The organism is Streptomyces sp. NPDC048337 (genome assembly GCF_043201175.1).
Taxonomy (GTDB): Bacteria; Actinomycetota; Actinomycetes; order Streptomycetales; family Streptomycetaceae; genus Streptomyces.
This window is the reverse complement of record NZ_JBICYR010000002.1, coordinates 258,534-271,589: the sequence shown is the minus strand read 5'-3', so window position 1 is coordinate 271,589 and position 13,056 is coordinate 258,534. Positions and strand designations below refer to the sequence as shown.

Annotated in this window: 12 protein-coding genes; 4 read left to right on the top strand and 8 right to left on the bottom strand. The window is 72.1% G+C overall.

Annotated features, from left to right (window positions below; all coding sequences use genetic code 11):
* The first annotated feature begins 135 nt into the window (after positions 1-135).
* Genes ACGFYU_RS04305 through ACGFYU_RS04295 form a run of 3 tightly spaced genes read left to right on the top strand, consistent with a single transcriptional unit; the run spans position 136 to position 4,026 of the window.
* A complete protein-coding gene (locus tag ACGFYU_RS04305; RefSeq protein WP_393825700.1) occupies positions 136-2,658 on the top strand; it encodes a DEAD/DEAH box helicase in 2,523 nt (840 codons plus the stop codon).
* Positions 2,659-2,704: 46 nt separating this feature from the next.
* The gene (locus tag ACGFYU_RS04300; RefSeq protein ID WP_393825699.1) at positions 2,705-3,619 is read left to right on the top strand and encodes an acyl-CoA thioesterase; all 915 of its coding nucleotides are present in this window, start codon (positions 2,705-2,707) and stop codon (positions 3,617-3,619) included.
* 8 nt (positions 3,620-3,627) lie between these two features.
* Positions 3,628-4,026: a YchJ family protein gene (locus tag ACGFYU_RS04295; RefSeq protein WP_393825698.1), complete on the top strand. Its 399-nt coding sequence runs from the start codon at positions 3,628-3,630 to the stop codon at positions 4,024-4,026.
* 16 nt (positions 4,027-4,042) lie between these two features.
* Here ACGFYU_RS04295 and ACGFYU_RS04290 read toward each other — a convergent pair whose 3' ends face one another.
* The 3 genes from ACGFYU_RS04290 to ACGFYU_RS04280 form a co-directional block, all read right to left on the bottom strand.
* Entirely contained in the window at positions 4,043-5,620 is a 1,578-nt protein-coding gene (locus ACGFYU_RS04290; protein ID WP_393825697.1) for an IS4 family transposase, read from the bottom strand.
* Between the two features lie 147 nt (positions 5,621-5,767).
* On the bottom strand, positions 5,768-6,616 hold the full coding sequence (locus ACGFYU_RS04285; protein WP_393825696.1) for a DUF6397 family protein: 849 nt from the start codon (positions 6,614-6,616) through the stop codon (positions 5,768-5,770).
* A 103-nt stretch (positions 6,617-6,719) separates the two neighbouring features.
* Positions 6,720-7,118: a roadblock/LC7 domain-containing protein gene (locus ACGFYU_RS04280; RefSeq protein ID WP_215016362.1), complete on the bottom strand. Its 399-nt coding sequence runs from the start codon at positions 7,116-7,118 to the stop codon at positions 6,720-6,722.
* Positions 7,119-7,223: 105 nt separating this feature from the next.
* Between ACGFYU_RS04280 and ACGFYU_RS04275 the strand changes: the two genes are divergently transcribed.
* The gene (locus ACGFYU_RS04275) at positions 7,224-7,499 is read left to right on the top strand and encodes a hypothetical protein (RefSeq protein ID WP_393825695.1); all 276 of its coding nucleotides are present in this window, start codon (positions 7,224-7,226) and stop codon (positions 7,497-7,499) included.
* A gap of 59 nt (positions 7,500-7,558) precedes the next feature.
* On the opposite strand, the gene ACGFYU_RS04270 is transcribed toward ACGFYU_RS04275, so the two are convergent.
* From ACGFYU_RS04270 to ACGFYU_RS04250, 5 genes are all read right to left on the bottom strand, one after another.
* Positions 7,559-8,218, bottom strand: coding sequence for an ATP/GTP-binding protein (locus ACGFYU_RS04270; RefSeq protein ID WP_393825694.1), 660 nt, complete (start codon positions 8,216-8,218; stop codon positions 7,559-7,561).
* Positions 8,218-8,598 carry a DUF742 domain-containing protein gene (locus ACGFYU_RS04265; RefSeq protein WP_365481238.1) on the bottom strand — a complete coding sequence of 127 codons (381 nt, stop codon included), beginning with the start codon at positions 8,596-8,598 and terminating at the stop codon, positions 8,218-8,220. The genes ACGFYU_RS04270 and ACGFYU_RS04265 overlap by 1 nt, the downstream gene beginning before the upstream one ends.
* 17 nt (positions 8,599-8,615) lie before the next feature.
* The gene (locus ACGFYU_RS04260) at positions 8,616-9,059 is read right to left on the bottom strand and encodes a roadblock/LC7 domain-containing protein (RefSeq protein ID WP_393825693.1); all 444 of its coding nucleotides are present in this window, start codon (positions 9,057-9,059) and stop codon (positions 8,616-8,618) included.
* Positions 9,059-11,671, bottom strand: a complete 2,613-nt coding sequence (locus ACGFYU_RS04255; RefSeq protein ID WP_393825692.1) for a nitrate- and nitrite sensing domain-containing protein — start codon at positions 11,669-11,671, stop codon at positions 9,059-9,061. The genes ACGFYU_RS04260 and ACGFYU_RS04255 overlap by 1 nt, the downstream gene beginning before the upstream one ends.
* 426 nt (positions 11,672-12,097) lie before the next feature.
* On the bottom strand, positions 12,098-12,910 hold the full coding sequence (locus ACGFYU_RS04250) for an MHYT domain-containing protein (protein ID WP_393825691.1): 813 nt from the start codon (positions 12,908-12,910) through the stop codon (positions 12,098-12,100).
* Positions 12,911-13,056 lie beyond the last annotated feature (146 nt).

Below are 13,056 nucleotides of genomic sequence, written 5' to 3'. Positions count from 1 at the left end.
CGCCCCGGTTCTGTGCTGGTCGGGCCCAGTTGAAGGTTTCGTTCGGGCCGCGTCGACGGCACAGCGTACCGTCGACGATCTTCGTTCTGTCCGCCGGTTCCCTGATCCGGGGGGAAGCCAGGCAAGATGGGGGGCGTGACCCTCATTGATCAGCTCCCGCCGAACGCCGACCCCGATGCCCTCTTCGAGGCCTTCTCCTCGTGGGCGGAGGACCAGGGCATCACCCTGTACCCGGCGCAGGAGGAGGCGCTGATCGAGGTCGTCTCCGGGGCGAACGTGATCCTTTCCACCCCGACCGGCTCCGGCAAGAGCCTGGTCGCGGCGGGCGCGCACTTCACCGCCCTGGCCCAGGACAAGGTCACCTTCTACACCGCCCCGATCAAGGCACTGGTGTCGGAGAAGTTCTTCGACCTGTGCAAGCTCTTCGGCACCGAGAACGTCGGCATGCTGACCGGCGACGCCTCCGTCAACGCGGACGCGCCGGTGATCTGCTGCACCGCCGAGGTCCTGGCCTCCATCGCCCTGCGCGACGGCAAGCACGCCGACATCGGCCAGGTCGTGATGGACGAGTTCCACTTCTACGCCGAGCCGGACCGCGGGTGGGCCTGGCAGATCCCGCTGCTGGAGCTGCCGCAGGCGCAGTTCATCCTGATGTCGGCGACCCTCGGCGACGTGAAGCGGTTCGAGGAGGACCTGACCAGGCGCACCGGCCGGCCCACGTCGGTCGTCCGCTCCGCGACGCGGCCGGTCCCGCTGTCGTACGAGTACGTGACCACGCCGATCACCGACACGATCACCGAGCTGCTGGAGACCCGGCAGGCCCCCGTCTACATCGTGCACTTCACGCAGGCTCAGGCCGTCGAGCGGGCTCAGTCGCTCATGAGCATCAACATGTGCACCCGCGAGGAGAAGGACAAGATCCAGGAGCTGATCGGCAACTTCCGCTTCACCACGAAGTTCGGTCAGAACCTCTCCCGCTACGTCCGGCACGGCATCGGCGTGCACCACGCCGGCATGCTGCCCAAGTACCGCCGCCTGGTGGAGAAGCTCGCCCAGGCCGGCCTGCTGAAGGTCATCTGCGGAACGGACACCCTCGGCGTCGGGGTCAACGTCCCCATCCGCACGGTGCTGTTCACCGCTCTCACCAAGTACGACGGCAACCGCGTCCGCACCCTGCGCGCCCGCGAGTTCCACCAGATCGCCGGCCGCGCCGGCCGGGCCGGCTTCGACACGGCGGGCTATGTGGTCGCGCAGGCGCCCGAGCACGTCATCGAGAACGAGAAGGCGCTCGCCAAGGCGGGCGACGACCCGAAGAAGCGCCGCAAGGTGGTGCGCAAGAAGGCCCCCGAGGGCTTCGTCGCCTGGTCGGACACCACCTTCGAGAAGCTCATCGCCGCCGACCCGGAGCCGCTGACCTCGCGCTTCAAGGTCACCAACATCATGCTGCTGTCGGTCATCGCCCGGCCGGGCGACGCCTTCCAGGCCATGCGCCACCTCCTGGAGGACAACCACGAGCCGCGCAAGGCCCAGCTGCGGCACATCCGCCGGGCCATCGCGATCTACCGCTCGCTGTTGGACGGCGGCGTGGTCGAGAAGCTCGACACCCCGGACGCGGAGGGCCGCACGATCCGGCTCACCGTCGACCTCCAGCAGGACTTCGCGCTGAACCAGCCGCTGTCCACCTTCGCCCTGGCCTCCTTCGACCTGCTGGACCCGGAGTCCCCGTCCTACGCGCTGGACATGGTGTCCGTCGTGGAGTCCACGCTGGACGACCCGCGCCAGATCCTGGCCGCCCAGCAGAACAAGGAGCGCGGCATCGCGGTCGGCCAGATGAAGGCCGACGGGATGGAGTACGAGGAGCGGATGGAGCGGCTCCAGGACGTCACCTATCCCAAGCCGCTCGAAGAGCTGCTCTCCCACGCCTACGACGTCTACGCCAAGAGCCACCCGTGGGTGCGCGACCACCCGGTCTCCCCGAAGTCGATCATCCGCGACATGTACGAGCGCGCGATGACCTTCACCGAGTTCACCTCCTTCTACGAGCTGGCCCGCACCGAGGGCATCGTGCTGCGGTACCTGGCGAGCGCGTTCAAGGCGCTGGACCACACCATCCCCGACGACCTCAAGTCCGAGGACCTCCAGGACCTGATCGAGTGGCTCGGCGAGCTGGTCCGCCAGGTCGACTCCAGCCTGCTCGACGAGTGGGAGCAGCTGGCGAACCCGGAGGTGGAGACGGCGGAGCAGGCCCAGGAGAAGGCCGACCAGGTCAAGCCGGTCACCGCCAACGCGCGCGCGTTCCGCGTGCTGGTCCGCAACGCCATGTTCCGCCGGGTGGAGCTGGCCGCCCTCGACCACGTCAACGTGCTGGGCGAGCTGGACGCCGAGTCCGGCTGGGACGCGGACGCCTGGGGCGAGGCCATGGACGGGTACTGGGACGAGTACGACGACCTGGGCACCGGTCCTGACGCGCGCGGCCCCAAGCTGCTCCAGATCGAGGAGGACCCGGCGCACGGCCTGTGGCGCGTCCGGCAGACCTTCGCCGACCCCAACGGGGACCATGGCTGGGGCATCAGCGCCGAGGTCGACCTCGCGGCCTCCGACGAGGAGGGCCGGGCGGTCATCCGGGTCACCTCCGTCGGCGAACTCGGCGCGCTCTGACCGAACCCCGCATCCCACCGGACCCGCCGACAGTGGAGAGCCTCTGATGACGAACCCCGCCGAGAGACTGGTCGATCTGCTCGATCTGGAGCAGATCGAGGTCAACATCTTCCGCGGCGCCAGCCCCCAGGAGTCCCTCCAGCGCGTCTTCGGCGGCCAGGTCGCCGGCCAGGCGCTGGTGGCCGCCGGCCGGACCACGGAGAGCGACCGCCCGGTCCACTCGCTGCACGCGTACTTCCTGCGCCCCGGCATCCCCGGGGTGCCGATCGTGTACCAGGTGGAGCGCGTGCGCGACGGGCGGTCCTTCACCACACGCCGGGTCACCGCGGTCCAACAGGGCAAGACGATCTTCAATCTCACCGCCTCCTTCCACCATCCGGAGGAGGGCGGCATCGAGCACCAACTCCCTCCTCACCACGTTCCCCATCCGGACACGCTCCCGAAGGTCGCGGACGAGATCCGCGAGCACCTGGGCGCGCTGCCCGAGGCGCTGGAGCGGATGGCCCGCCGCCAGGCCTTCGACATCCGTTACGTGAACCGGCTCCGCTGGACCCCTGAGGAGCTCAAGGGCGCCGATCCGCGCAGCGCGGTGTGGATGCGCGCGGTCGGCCCCCTGGGCGACGACCCGCTCGTGCACACCTGCGCCCTCACCTACGCCAGTGACATGACCCTCCTCGATGCCGTGCGCATCCCGGTGGAACCCCTGTGGGGGATGCGCGGATTCGACATGGCGAGCCTCGACCACGCCATGTGGTTCCACCGGCCGTTCCGCGCGGACGAGTGGTTCCTGTACGACCAGGAGTCCCCCATCGCGCACGGCGGCCGGGGCCTGGCCCGCGGCCGCATCTACGACCTGGAGGGCAGGCTGCTGGTCTCCGTGGTCCAGGAAGGCCTCTTCCGCCCGTACCCCGCCAAGCCGTCCCGGCCGGCCCGACCGGCCGCCTCCTCCCCCGAGAACTGAGCACGCCCATGCCCACCCCGGCCAACCCCTGTCCCTGCGGGCTGCCCGCCACCTACGCCGAGTGCTGCGGCCGCTTCCACTCCGGCGCGAAGCAGGCACCCACCGCCGAACGGCTGATGCGCTCGCGCTTCAGCGCCTTCGCCGTCGGCGACACGGCCTACCTGTTGCGCTCCTGGCACCCCTCCACCCGCCCGGCCCGGCTCGACCTGGATCCCGACCAGCGCTGGGAGCGGCTGGAGATCCTCGCCACCGAGCGCGGCGGGATGTTCGAGACGGAGGGCTCGGTGGAGTTCCGCGCGCACTACCGCGAGGGCCGGCACACCGGCTCACTGCACGAACACAGCGGCTTCTCCCGCGAGGACGGGGCCTGGGTCTACGTCGGCCCCCTTTCCCCCAAGGCCGGGTAGTTAGCGAATTCGCAGGTCACGCAAGGGATCTGTTGTCCTGGGCGATAGCTGTATAGCGGCCTGTGCGGACTCTTTTGATCATTCCTTTCTCGGTCCAGCGGGCGAGTTGTCGGTAGGTGGCGACGAGGGTGACGTCGCCGAGTAGCTCGGCGATCTCCCGTGCTCGCCAGAGCCGTTCGGGCTCTGCCTGCAGGATGGCCAGGACGCGGGCCATGCGGCTGCTGGTCTTTCCGGGACCGGCGTACTGGGGGACGGTCGTCGCGGGTAGCGCGGGCCGCGGCGTTGGCGGCGGCAGGAGAGTGATCGTCGTCGAGGTCAGGGCCCGGCTGCTGTCAGGGCGGCCGTCCAGTTTCCGTTCCGCGTAGCGCGAGATGGGTGACTTCACCTTGCGGGTGCTCACGCGGGACCGCCGTGCGGGCAACAGCGCCGACAGGACGCGGTGGCCGATTGCTCCAAGGCCCTGCTCGAAGATTCCTTCCGCGCATACCAGCAGGTCGCGGGCAGTTTGGAAGGCGATGGTGAAGCCGCAGCGGTCGGGATCCGTGCCGGGCTGGGACTCCGCGGCCTCGACCATGGTGCGGCGCAGGAGCTGGTAGAGCGTGAGCAGGGCCCACATCTCCTGCTCGACGCCGGCTGGGTCGTGCGAGCGCAGGACGCGTCCGTGCAGGATGGTGTGACGCAAGGCGTAGTAGGCACTCTCGTGCTCCCACCGCTCGTGATAGAGACGAACGAGGCGGTCGGCCGGGTAGCGACGGGCGTCCAGGAGCGTGGTGGCCAGACGGTAGGAGCCCTCGAAGGTGCTGCCGTCCGTGCAGATGACGCTCACCCGGGCTTCGATAACGCGTACCGCGACGCCGCCGATGACCGAGAGGTAGGAGGAGTCCGCAAGCGGCTTGAGGACCGGTGGGCGGCGGCGCTGGTTGATGCGGCCCAGGACCCGTGCGCCGGTGGCGTGCACGGCGGCGAGGAAGTCGTTGCCGTCGAAACCGCGGTCCCACAGCACCAGCATGCCGGGGCCCAGATGGTTCAGCAGCCGGGTGGCGTAGGAGGTTTCGCCCTCCCGGGTGGGGCCGAAGACCGCGCCGATCACGGACCGGGTGCCGGTCTCGACCAGCGTCATCAACTCGACCTGGGGATATCCGCCGTGCGGACACTTTCCCAGCCAGCCCCGGTTGCGCTCGCTGTCAGGCACCTTGATCGAGCTGCAGCCGTCGAACGACACCGTCCGGAACGGCCCGAACCGCACCCCCGGCGTCCTGGGCTGGGCCAACGGCCCGGACAGTACCTCGAACAACGCCCGCACCGGCGCGCTGCCGAGTCTGCGGCGCAGATCACGTAGCGCTTTCGTGCTCGGCCAGACAACCGGCATCCCCGACAAGCCGGCCGTCAGCTTGCCCCAGACCAGCCGGTACCCGACCTCGGGGAACAGGCACATCGCCAGGAGGAAGTACATGCCGACCCGCGAGGGCAGATCACGCAACCGCCGCTGCACGGTTCCGGTCTCGGACAAAACCGCATCGATGAGCTCGAACGGCACGACCGGCGTCAGCGCTCCCAGATGTCCCGGAGCGAACCGGCCCGCGGCCACAGTCACCGTACGGGTGATGGCCGACAGCGCCGACGGCGAGACAGAATGGACAGGCAACGGAGCTCCTTGCGGGACAAGCTGTCTTGGACGACTGCCTGTACCAACGAGCTCCGTTGCTCTCCGTCAACACCCCTTGCGTGACCTGCGAATTCGCTAACTACCCGGCCTTGCCCTTTCCCCCGTCGACTTCGACTGACCGCGAGCCCCGCTGAGCGCGAAGTCCAGGCTGCTGCGGTACCAGTGGACCTCCTCGGGCGGTTCGGCCTTCAGCAGCCGCCGCGCCACCACCGCGGCGGCCGGGATCTGCGGGTGCCCGTACGGCGGGGGCGGAGCCAGCGCGGCCAGGACGATCCGCTCCGCCGGATCGGGCACGGCCCGGCGCAGCTCCTCCTCCGGGAGTACGGAGGCCAGGACCGCCGCGCGCTCCCAGGGTTCGGCGGTCCGTCTCAGCAGCAGCCCGACGTGCCGCCCGCGCCACTTCGGCGGGCGCAGGTCCATCCCGGCCGCCATCAGCTCCCGGTCCGGCGGGGGTGCGATCCCGCGCAGCATCATCGGCTCCCGGGCCGCGAACTCCCGTAGCTCCGCTGCCAGATAGAGCCACACCACGGCCCGGTACCGGTTGATCCGATAGGCCACCGGGATGACGTACCCGCAGCGGGCGAGCCGGGTGAAGCGGCTCGGGCCGACCCCCGTCACCTCGGCTGCGGCCTGTGCGCCGGCCACGGTCTCGACCCGTTCACGCAGGGCGCCCGGCCGCCCTTCCGCGGACCTGACCCGCTCCAGCTCGGCCCGCGCGTAGCGCGCGGCTCCGCTGGAAGCCGGCGGCCCGGCACGCACGATCCCCAGCTGGACGGCCCGGGCGAACTCGCCCCGGCTCAACCCCAGTTCCCCGGCGGCCCGCACACCGCCCACCAGCTCATCCCCATGGCCCTCGACATCGACGTCGACAGGCACACACGTCGTCAGTCGTGTCGTCAGTTGTGTCGTCAGTTGTGTCGTCATGACGGTCCTCCCCCACGAGTAGCAATTACTCTGTGTGAAGACCGTAACTCAGCGCGACGACACCCCGCAGAGCCTGTGGACAACTCCGCGACGGCTCCGCGCCTCAGCCGCCCGTGACGCGTCGCTCCGCGACTCCCAGGTGCTCGCCCACCCGGTTGACCAGCAGCGTCATCTCGTACGCGACCTGGCCTATGTCCGCCTCGGAGGCGCTCAGCACGCACAGGCAGCTTCCCGCACCCGCCGCCATGACGAAGAGGACCCCTTCGTCGTACTCGACCATCGTCTGCCGGACCTCCCCTGCCCTGAAGTGCCGCCCCGACCCCTTGGCCAGGCTCTGCAGCCCGGCGGCCACGGCCGCCAGGTGCTCCGAGTCCTCCCGCGCCAGCCCCGCGCTCGCGCCCGTCACCAGGCCGTCGTTGGACAGCACCACCGCATGCCGCACCTGCTGGACCCTGCGCGTCAGGTCGTCCAGCAGCCAGTCGAGCTGCTTGTCCAGTGCCATTCCCAGCCCCTCCCCGTTGACCCGGCCGACATGGCCGCGCCTCACCCCGCGTGTTGTGGCGCAAGCCTTCCCCACCAGCGCCTTTCCGGCAAGGAGGATGTCCCCATGGCGAAGAAGATGACTCAAGAGGAATGGCGGGCCTTCGTGTCCCCTTCCACCCGCACCGGGAAGCCCTCCACGTTCGCGTACGTCGTGCTCCAGGGCCGCGCCGAAATCAGTGAGGACCCGGACGAGTTGCTCACCTGGGCGACCGCCATCGGCGCCCGCTACATGGGGGAGGAGCGCGCCGAGGCCTTCGGCCGCCGCAACGCCGTCCCCGGCGAACTCCTCGTCCGGGTCCCGATCGACAAGGTGATAGCGATCAGCGGCATTTCGGACTGACCTCGACCCCGAACCCACCCCCCTCCTCTCCCTCATCTCCCTCATCTCCCTACGCCGGTTCACACCGAATCGGCCTGCGGCTCCACCGAGTCCAGCAGCCGGGCGGTGTGCACCCGCCCGGCGTACTCGACCAGCCTGATCAGCACTTCCTTCCCCGAGTCCTTGTCCCGCGCGTCGCACAGCACCACCGGCGTCCCCTGGTCCAGGTCCAGCGCCCGCGACACCTCGTGCGCCCCGTACCGCCGCGCGTCCGTGAAGCAGTTGACGGCCACCACGAACGGGATCCGCCGGTGCTCGAAGTAGTCCACGGCGGGGAAGCAGTCCTCCAGCCGCCGCGTGTCGGCGAGGACCACCGCGCCCAGCGCCCCCTGCGACAGCTCGTCCCACAGGAACCAGAACCGGTCCTGCCCCGGGGTGCCGAAGAGGTACAGCGACAGCCCGGACCGGATAGTGATCCGGCCGAAGTCCATGGCCACCGTCGTGGTCGTCTTCTGGTCCACCCCGCCGGTGTCGTCGACCAGTTCGCCCGCCTCGCTCAGCAACTCCTCGGTCCGCAGCGGCCGGATCTCGCTCACCGCGCCCACCAGGGTGGTCTTGCCGACCCCGAAGCCGCCCGCCACCAGGATCTTCAGGGCGAGCGCGGCCAGTTCGCCGTCGTCCCCGGGATCGGCCGCCGCGCCGGGGGCCGGCCCGAGGGGCCCGTTGTCGTGTTGTCCCATCACAGCGCTCGCAATCCCTCGATGACTTCCCGCAGAATCCGCTCGTCCGGCAGCTGCGCGGGCGGTACCGGCCGGCTGACCTTGACGTGTCCGCCCTCCAGCAGGTCGCCGAGGAGCACCCGCACCACCCCCACGGGCAGGTCCGCGTCGGCGGCGAGTTCCGCCACCGACTGGGTCTCGGACCGGCAGAGCCCGAGCAGCGCCCGGTGTTCGGGGCCGAGCAGGGACTCGGCCGCCTCGTCGGTGCCCTCCGGATCCACCACGACCAGCGCGATCAGGTCGAAGCGGACCCCGTGGGGTCCCGGCTTCGTACGCCCGCCGGTCATCGCGTACGGACGGACGAGCGGGCCCGCCTCGGCGTCGTACCACTGGCCGTTCATGTGCCGGACCGCCGCCTTCAGCCGGCGGCCGGCGGCCGCGCCGCGAACCGCGGCGGGGTGTACAGGTGCTCGCCGACCCGCTTCACCAGCCGGGCCATCTCGTAGGCGATCAGGCCGATGTCCGCGCTGGCGGCGCTGAGCACGGCCAGGCAGGAGCCGTCCCCGGCGGCCGCGACGAAGAGGAAGCCCTCGTCCATCTCGACCATCGTCTGCCGCACGCCCCCCGCGTGGAAGTGCCGCCCCGCGCCCTTGGCCAGGCTGTGGAAGCCGGAGGCCACGGCCGCCAGGTGTTCGGCGTCCTCCCGGCTCAGCGCGCTGGAGGCACCGACCGCCAGCCCGTCGTTGGACAGGACCACGGCGTGCCGGACCTCGCGGACCCGGACGACGAGGTCGTCGAGCAGCCAGTCCAGTTCGCCGGACCTGCGGGCCCCGTTGAAGTCGATCCTCTGGTGTTCGATCATCACACTTCTCCTTCGCTGCCTGCGTGAGGGGAGTTCTCCTGGGCGCCCCGGGCCCAGCCGGCCCGGTAGGCCGCCATCCGGTCCCGCGCCTGCTCCGGGCTGCGTCCCGGCGGCTCCTCGGGGAGGTGTGCGCCGGCCGGGGCCTTGGGGGCGGGGGCCTCCCGCAGCTGGGGGACGAGGCTGGCCTGGCGCACCCGGCGCGGCAGTTCCGTCACCGACGCGGGGGCGGGAACGGGCGCCGCGGCGACCGGCGTACGGGTGACCGCGCCGCCCGGAGTGCGCGGCCGCAGCGGGGCCACCGGGGCGGGGCGGGGCCCGTCCGGTGCGGGGGCCGGCTCCGGAAACGGGAGGCCGCGCGGCTCCTGGCGGGCCGGGGCCGGACCGCGCGGGTCGTCCCGTACGACGGTCATGGCGGGCGGCGGCTCCTCGGCCGCCACGACCGGCCCCGCGACCGCCGCCGGAGCGGAGGGCTGCCTGGCCTCGTCCCGGAGCCCGGTCCCGGCCGGCTCGGGCTCCGGACCGGCGGCCGGCTCCGCGGCCGGGCCGGGGGCCGCGATCGCGCTCTGGAGCATGGAGTTCGGCATCAGTACGACGGCGGTGGTGCCCCCGTACGGCGACGTGCGCAGGTGTACCTTCACACCGTGCCGGGCCGACAGCCTGCTGACGACGAAGAGCCCGAGCCGGTCGCTGTCGAAGAGGTCGAGCGCCTCGGACTGCTCGATGCGCCGGTTGGCGTCGCCGAGGGATTCGCGGCCCATCCCGAGGCCGCGGTCCTCGATCTCCAGGACGTACCCGGCGCCCACCGGCTCGCCGCTGACGCGCACCTTGGTGTGCGGCGGGGAGAACTGGGTGGCGTTCTCGATGAGTTCGGCGAGCAGGTGGGTGAGGTCGGCGACGGCCCCGCCGACGACGGCCGCCTCGGCGAGCCGGCTGACCTCCACGCGCGGGTAGTCCTCGATCTCGGAGACGGCGGCCCGTACGACGTTCGTGAGCGGGACCGGCATCCGCCAGGCCCGGCCGGGGGCGGCGCCCGAGAGGATGATCAGGCTCTCCGCGTGCCGGCGCATCCGTGTGGTCAGGTGGTCGAGGCGGAAGAGGTCGCCGAGCTCGTTCGGGTCGTCGGCGCGCCGCTCCATCGAGTCGAGCAGGGTGAGCTGCTTGTGCACCAGGACCTGGCTGCGACGGGCGAGGTTGACGAAGACCCCGGAGACCCCGCTGGCCAGTTCGGCCCGCTCGACGGCCGCGCTGAGCGCCGCCCGGTGGACGGTGTCGAGCGCCTCGCCGACCTGGGTGATCTCGTCGTCGGCCGGCGGCCCGGGCGGGGCCTCGGCGGCGACGTCGATGTCCTCGCCGGCCCGGAGCCGCTCCATGGCGTACGGGAGTTTGCGGTGGGCGATCTCCAGGGCGGTGTTGCGGAGCGAGACCAGTTCCACGACGAGGGCGCGGCCGATGCGGACGGAGATGACGAGCGAGGCGGCGACGGCGGCCAGGCCCAGCAGCACGGCGGCTCCGGCCGGGCCGAGCGCCCCTTCGGCGAAGGGGTCGGCCCGGTCGGCGGCCGCGGCGTGGGCGGCCTCCTCGATCTCCCGCATCGAGGAGGCGACGGCGGCGTGCGCGGCCTCCCAGCCGGTGGGCACCCCACGGGCCTCCTTGCCGGTGCCGAGGGCCAGCGCCCGGTCCTCGGCACCGGTGAGTTCGGCGTAGGCGGCGCTCTTGGCGACGGACTCCCAGGCGGCTTGCTGGGCGGCGGGGAGGTCGAGGGCCGCAGCGGCGGTGAGGGCGCGGCGGGACTCGATGGTGCCGGTCAGCTGCCGGAGCGTTTCGGCAGTGCGCTGACCCGGTGCGGCGAGCAGCGCGTCCTCCCGGGAGAGCAGTTCCGCGGCGCGGGCGAACTCCAGCAGGACCCGGGAGTCGGGGACCGGTTCGGCGTCCGCGCCGCCGGTCAGGGCGCCCCCGACGGCGAGGGCCGAGTCCACGACGCGGGTGTAGATCTCGTAGGCCGCTTCGGGGGTGGCGCGGCGGCCGGTGATGTCCTTGCGGGCCGCGCCGAGCGCCTCGGCGTCCGCGACGAACGCGCCCAGGCGGACCACGAGGTCGGAGGGGTAGTCCCCGGAGTCGGCGACGGTGTTGCGGTCTCCGAGCCGCAGCCGCCGGACGGCGGCGTCGGTGCGGCGGGCCTGCTGGTCCAGGGCAGCGCCCGGGTCGGCGGCGGGGTCGGCGAGGAGGCGGACGGCGGCGCGCCGTTCGGCCTGGAGCTCGGCGAGCGCGGCGGCGACCGGGGTGCGTATCTCGGTGTCGACCCGCTGGACGCGGCTGAGCCGGGCCATGTCCTGGGCGGTGCTGACGGTGGCGAAGCCCCAGAGGGCGAGGAGCGAGACGACCGGCACCATCAGCAGCGAGACGATCTTCGCGCGGACGGTCGCGGGGCGCAGCCGCAGGCGGGGGCCGCGCTGCGGCGGGGTTGGCCGGGCGGGCCGGTGGTGCTCGTGCTCCGCCTGCTCTTCGGCCGGGGGCCCGGCGTGGGCGCGGCGGCCCGTTCCCCTACCGCGGCCGTCCGCAGGCGCGAGCGGCCGCGGCGCCGCTGCTTCCGGTGTTCTGCGGGGTGTGCGCATGGGCTCCTCGTTCCGGGGCGGTGCGGGTACGCGGCGCGAGCGGGACGGTGCGGGTTCGCGGCGCGAGCGGGGTCGGTGCGGCTGTGCCGGCCGGCGGGCCTGCGGTCGGCTGCCCATGGGTCGGCAGGTTGCGGGCCTGCGGCGGTGCGTCTGTGCGGGCTTGCGGGTTGCCTGCCTCCCGGCGGGCGGGTTGCGAGCCTGCCGGCTGGGGGTCGGCGGATTGCTTGCCTGCGGCTCCGCGGGCCTGCGGGTTGCCTGCCTGCTGGCCGCGGACGGGCGGGTTGCGAGCCTGCCGGCTGCGGCCTGCGGGTTGCCTGCCTGTGGGCCGCCGGTTGGCGGGCCGCGTGCGGGCGGGTTGCGCGCCCGCCGGCTGCGGGCCTGTGGGTTCCGGGGCCGCGGGTTGGCGGGTTGCGGGTCTGCGGGGGCCTACGGCCCTACCGGCTCCACGAGCCCGTCGGTTCGGCGGGTCGCCGCGGCGTGGTCCCCCAGGTACTGGGCCGAGGCCGAGGCGGCGCGCTCGTCCGCGGTCGGGGAGAGCGCGACGAAGGCGGCGGTGATGAACAGGTAGGAACCGAGCCCGACGGCGAGCGGGAAGATGAACTGCATGGCGGTGGCACCGGGCAGCGCCGCGTCCGAGGGGGCGACGGCGACGGAGACGGCCATCATCCCGGTGTAGTGCATGCTGCTGACGGCGGCGCCCATGACCAGCGAGGCCACGGCGACGGCCACCGGCGACTTGATGTTGAGCGCGGCCCACAGGGCGGCGGTGGCCGCGACCACGGCGATGGCGACGGAGAGCCCGACGGTGAGCGCGTCGTACGCGATCTCACCGTGCAGGCGCAGGGCCGCCATGCCCAGGTAGTGCATGCTGGCGACGCCGAGGCCGGTGGTGAGGCCGCCCAGGACGAGGGCCCGCCCGCGGTCCTTGCCGTAGCCGACGGCGAAGACCCCGGCGCCGACGACCAGCATCGCGACGAGCAGGCTGAGGATGGTGAGCGGCACGTTGTAGTGGATCTCGGTGCCGGTGACGTCGAAGCCGAGCATCGCGACGAAGTGCATCGTCCAGATGCCGGTGCCGATGGCGGAGGCCGCGGTGAGGAGCCAGTTGCGGCGGGAGGATCCGGTCGCGGCGAGCGCGCGGACGGTACAGCGCAGCCCGAGGGCGGCGCCGATCGATGCCATCACGTATGACAGCGCGGGTGTCAGCCAGCCATAGGCGGCGTGGTCCAGGTGTCCCATGGCCACCGGACGCTAGTCCGGGTGAGGGCACGAACAAGGTGCGCATTTCGAAAGCCGCTGGAACTGCTGGAATATGACAGAGATACGTTCATCTTCGATCACGCCACGTACCACCTTGCACACGGTCCGCAGGCGGACACGGGCGG

Coding starts and splice junctions, on each gene's coding strand:
- ACGFYU_RS04270 (WP_393825694.1), bottom strand. CDS start 8,218: ATGGGACAACACGACAACGGGCCCCTCGGGCCGGCCCCCGGCGCGGCG.
- ACGFYU_RS04300 (WP_393825699.1), top strand. CDS start 2,705: ATGACGAACCCCGCCGAGAGACTGGTCGATCTGCTCGATCTGGAGCAG.
- ACGFYU_RS04280 (WP_215016362.1), bottom strand. CDS start 7,118: ATGGCACTGGACAAGCAGCTCGACTGGCTGCTGGACGACCTGACGCGC.
- ACGFYU_RS04275 (WP_393825695.1), top strand. CDS start 7,224: ATGGCGAAGAAGATGACTCAAGAGGAATGGCGGGCCTTCGTGTCCCCT.
- ACGFYU_RS04250 (WP_393825691.1), bottom strand. CDS start 12,910: ATGGGACACCTGGACCACGCCGCCTATGGCTGGCTGACACCCGCGCTG.
- ACGFYU_RS04260 (WP_393825693.1), bottom strand. CDS start 9,059: ATGATCGAACACCAGAGGATCGACTTCAACGGGGCCCGCAGGTCCGGC.
- ACGFYU_RS04285 (WP_393825696.1), bottom strand. CDS start 6,616: ATGACGACACAACTGACGACACAACTGACGACACGACTGACGACGTGT.
- ACGFYU_RS04295 (WP_393825698.1), top strand. CDS start 3,628: ATGCCCACCCCGGCCAACCCCTGTCCCTGCGGGCTGCCCGCCACCTAC.
- ACGFYU_RS04265 (WP_365481238.1), bottom strand. CDS start 8,598: ATGAACGGCCAGTGGTACGACGCCGAGGCGGGCCCGCTCGTCCGTCCG.
- ACGFYU_RS04255 (WP_393825692.1), bottom strand. CDS start 11,671: ATGCGCACACCCCGCAGAACACCGGAAGCAGCGGCGCCGCGGCCGCTC.